We start from the raw sequence: 3,273 nt of genomic DNA on the forward strand, positions 1-3,273 counted from the left end.
CCGTGGCGCGCCACGGCGTCCGTCCGGGTCGACAGGGTGCTCCCGTTCCGGATGGTCCCGTTTCGGATGGTCCCGTTCGGAGTGCTGGGGCCGGCGCGCGAGTCCCCGGTCCGGATCTGGCTGCTCCGGACGGGTCTGCCAGGGATAACCGGGATACGACTGGTCCGGGGGGAACCGGGCCGGGCGTTCGGTTGCCGGGTAGCCGTCCTCGTCGCAGTACCCGACATCGGGTGGGTCCCGGTCCGACGGTCCACCGCCGGTACCGCGATCACGCCGGGGGTCGGTAGCACCCCTGCGATGCCGGGCCCCAGACCGGCCCTCCTCCTCGACCGGCGTCATGGGCCGCTCCGTCGCCGTCGGAAGGGAGTTGTGGCCGCCGAGTCGCCGGTGTCCTCCTGGCTGTCGAGGCCGTGGCGAAGGGTGTCTCGGTCCTGGTCGTCATAGCGCCGGACGGCCGTCCGTACCACCGGCGTCGTCGTAGTCGAGGTGGCGGCTTCGCGCTCGTCGTCGCCACTATGCCGGGTCGAGACCGAGGCTGCGGGAGTGAGCGGACCGGTGGGGGTGACCGGATCGACCTGGTTCACCTGGTCCACCGGGTAGAGCGGGGCAGTCGGCCCGGTCGTAGCCTCGTGCGGACCCGCCGGTCTACCCAGGTCGTCCTCGGCCCCACGCAGGCGGGCCCGTAGCCGTCGCGCCAGGCGGATGATGACCGCCAGGAGCAGCACGCCGATGGCACCGATGGTGATCGCGGTCGCGATGGCGCCGTAGACGGTGGACCGGACGAGAACCCGGTTCGGTGGTTCCTTGGACAGCGCCTGCCCGTCGAGGTTGAGTTTGCGGATCTCGAGGGGAAACGTTCCCGCACCTTCGGCCTCCATCCCGATCTCGACCTGAGCCTTCTGCCCTGGGGGAAGGCGGAGTGTCTGCCGGGCTGGCGAGCGCAGCCGGGACCGGTTGGTCGAAGAGAAGGCGAGCACCACAGTGACCTCGTATTGGGTGTTGTTCTCCAAGGTGATCGGGACCAGCCCACGTTTGCTCGTCAGGTTGACGCTGCGGGAGGCCACCACCTGGATTCCGTTGCGGATCGCGGACGCCTCCCCGTCCACCTGCTGGCTCAACGACACACCGTCAACCCTGCGGTCTCCCCGCCACGCGGCGGAGGCCGCCGTGACAAGCGCGTTCTTCATCGGGTTGATGAGCTGCAGCTGGCACCTGGGACCGCGCCTGGGCGGGCACAGCACGGGGCTCAGGGCCTGCACCTCGTCGAGGACGTCCTCGACGGCGGTGAGGTAGTTGGCCGGCAGTTCGCGGGCCTGTGCCTCGGCCGGGTAGACGAGCCGGCCCGGCCGGTCGACCGGGCGGCCCTGGCCCCCGGCACCTGCGTCGAGTCCCACCGAGGTGGAGTAGCCGCTGGTGAGGGTGTCGAGTACCGACCGTGCCCAGTCGCTCGGCGGATCCCAGTCCCGGGGCAGCGCCAGGACCTGGAACCGTTGCTCGGGTCGTTCGGCGGTGATCATGCCGAGTTCGGCCCGCAGGCGTGCCAGGGCCGTCCCGAAGTCGGGACCGTCGGGCAGCCCGGTGTAGGCGGTTGCGATCCTGGTGAGCCGGCGGTCGGCCGCGAGCGCCTGGATCGGTCCGGCCGAGGTGGCGAGGCTGACGGTCGCTGACGGGGTATAGGTGATCTTCGTCGTGGGGGGTAGCAGCTGGTCATCGAGGATCACAGTCCCGACCTCCAGCTGGCGCAGTACGTCCACGGTGGTGGCGTCCGCCGACCCGTCGGCGGGGTATGCGATGGTGCCCTTCTGTAGGGGGGCACGCCCCAACAGTTGGGCCAGCACAACTTCGCCAGTCTTGACGGCGTACTTCATCGTGTCCAGCTTCCGGGCGTGGACGAGCGCGGTCAGATCGGCATCCCCGTAGGGCAGCGCGAACACCATGCCTCCGTGCTCGGCGAAGCGCACGATGTCGGAGAGAAAAAGGGCCGCATCGGCGTTCGTCTGCGCATGAACGGGCCCGCCCGGGGTGGCGTAGTCGTAGCCGCCCGGCTGCGCCATGATGGTCAGCGCCTGCACCAGGGTCGGATCGACGGCGAGCGTGACCGGCGGCGCGGCGGCGGTCAGCAGCCGGGACAGCCGGCCGCCCGGCTTCACCTCGTCCGCGAGCGCGTTGTCGGTCAGCCGGCCGTCCGAGCGCAGGCGCGGCTGATCTGCGATCGGCAGGACCGCGGCGATCGGCGTCCTCGGCTGCTGCGGATTCGGCGCCCAGACCAGGAAGGTGTAGGCCGCGCCGATCGGTGCCGCGGCGCGGCCCCCGACGGAGCCGGTAATCCGTAGCTGGATCGGGTACACCCCCAGGCTCGGCGGCAGGTCCAGCGCGGCGCGATCGGCGGCGATCCGGAAGGGCACGGGCGCGGCACCCTGGGTGGGCGGGGCGGCCAGCGGCTGGGTGCCGTCGCCGTTCGCGAGGACCACCTGGCGGTAGCTGCGTGTTCTCGCCGTGGCCGGGTCATCGGTCAGGGTGGCCAGCTGCCCGCGTGAGGTCACCCTGGCGCCTATCCACAGGCTCATGGAGAGGTGGGCCAGCGGCTCCCCGACCGTGGTGATGAGCTGGCCGCTGACGGAGAGCATGGTCGAGCCCCCCGGGGTGGGGGGACTTACCTCATCCAGATCGATCGTCACCGGGTTCGGCGAACCACCGGGCCTGGCTGCCGTGTCACTCGGAGTGATAGATGGCAAATTATTCGATTTATCGGTGGATGAAGATGCGGAAGATCGTGGTGTTCTTGTAGATGAACCGTGGTGGGTAACCGGTTCGACGAGGACTCCCCCGGCCGACGCGGGGGCCGAAGCCGAAGCCGAGGCCGCGCAGACCCCGGGCACGGCCACGGCGAACAGGGCCAGCGCCGCGAGCATCGCCGCCCAACGAGGTCCACGACGGCGCCGCCCGGGTCCCTTCTCACGCATCGTCACAGCCTGTCCCACTCATCCGAACAGCCTGTCCCACTCATCCGAAGTCTGTTGATGCGGTCCTGTGGTCATGCGGTCGTAGTCAGCAGGGTGGGCACCTCGTGGATCAGGCGGCGTTCGTCGGCGTACGCGAGGCTGCCGGTCACCTGGGTCAACAGCGCCCGCTCCGCCGCCCGGCGCAACGGCGCGCGACCGGTGGTGGAGGTCGGCGGCGGCATGGGTTGATCGTACGAGCCCCCCGGCGACCAGCCGGCCCGCCTGTCCGGAACGCCGGGGTTACGGCTTGATTCCGCTAGCCCTGTCTTCC

General features: G+C 70.5%; 1 protein-coding gene and 2 pseudogenes. All 3 read right to left on the reverse strand.

Features of this window, described 5'->3' with window-relative positions:
- Positions 1-339, reverse strand: a pseudogene (locus tag AC08ON_RS09340) (murein biosynthesis integral membrane protein MurJ); the annotation flags it as partial.
- Positions 336-2,963 (reverse strand): DUF6049 family protein, encoded by a 2,628-nt coding sequence (locus AC08ON_RS09345; RefSeq protein ID WP_476607265.1) that lies wholly within the window; start codon positions 2,961-2,963, stop codon positions 336-338. The pseudogene AC08ON_RS09340 and the gene AC08ON_RS09345, both read right to left, overlap by 4 nt.
- Before the next feature lie 71 nt (positions 2,964-3,034).
- Positions 3,035-3,273, reverse strand: a pseudogene (locus AC08ON_RS09350) (hypothetical protein); the annotation flags it as partial.

Source organism: Frankia sp. CoWAU3, from assembly GCF_977971855.1.

Coding starts and splice junctions, on each gene's coding strand:
- AC08ON_RS09345 (WP_476607265.1), bottom strand. CDS start 2,963: ATGCGTGAGAAGGGACCCGGGCGGCGCCGTCGTGGACCTCGTTGGGCG.